The sequence below is a fragment of the Devosia psychrophila genome, from assembly GCF_000971275.1.
Classification (GTDB): Bacteria; Pseudomonadota; Alphaproteobacteria; order Rhizobiales; family Devosiaceae; genus Devosia; species Devosia psychrophila.
The window spans coordinates 1-663 of sequence record NZ_LAPV01000219.1; the positions used below are offsets into that span (position 1 = coordinate 1).

Annotated in this window: 1 protein-coding gene; it reads left to right on the top strand. The window is 62.9% G+C overall.

Translation table 11 applies throughout. The annotated features are described in order from the left end of the window. Positions 1–94: 94 nt before the first annotated feature. Positions 95–663 (top strand): multicopper oxidase domain-containing protein (locus tag WH91_RS20970; RefSeq protein WP_046172962.1); only part of this gene is annotated, 569 nt, incomplete at its 3' end.

Genomic DNA, 663 nt, shown 5'->3' on the forward strand with positions numbered 1-663 from the left:
GGGCATCAAGCTTCATTGCGTTCGGTACAGAGGCGGCCTTGGCGCGGTCGACCACGCGCACTCCAGATTCGCCAAATCATAAAGGAAACGAAATATGAAACGTCGTGAGCTTCTCAAGGGCACACTTTCGGGCGCATTGGCTCTTTCGCTGCCCTGGGCGATGTCGCGGCCAGCCTTTGCGGAGCCGTCCTCCGGCGAAAAGGTGCTCAACATCGTTCGTCGCACGATAGAAGTGAACGGACGGGCGGCGAGTGTTTTCGGGGTGCAGCAGGCGAATGGCACAGTGGGGCTCCACTACCGGGCGAATGACACCTTCAACCTGCTGCTCCGCAATGAAACCGCCGAGCCGACCATCATCCACTGGCACGGGCTGACGCCGCCCTGGCCGAGCGACGGCGTGCCCGACGCTCCGCTGCCGCTCCTCGCGGCCACCTCCGACCGCGCTTTTGATTTTCCTATCGGCAAGCCTGGGACCTATTGGTTACACGCTCATACCCTTCAGGAGCAGGCGCTCCTCGCCGCTCCGCTGATCGTGGCCAATCCCGCAGACGACGGCAGGGACGAGCAGGAGGTCGTAGTTTTGCTGCACGACTTTTCTTTCACGTCGCCCGAGGAGTTGCTGGCTGGGCCGACGGGGTGGGCCGCCCGGCCCGTTGGTTATGC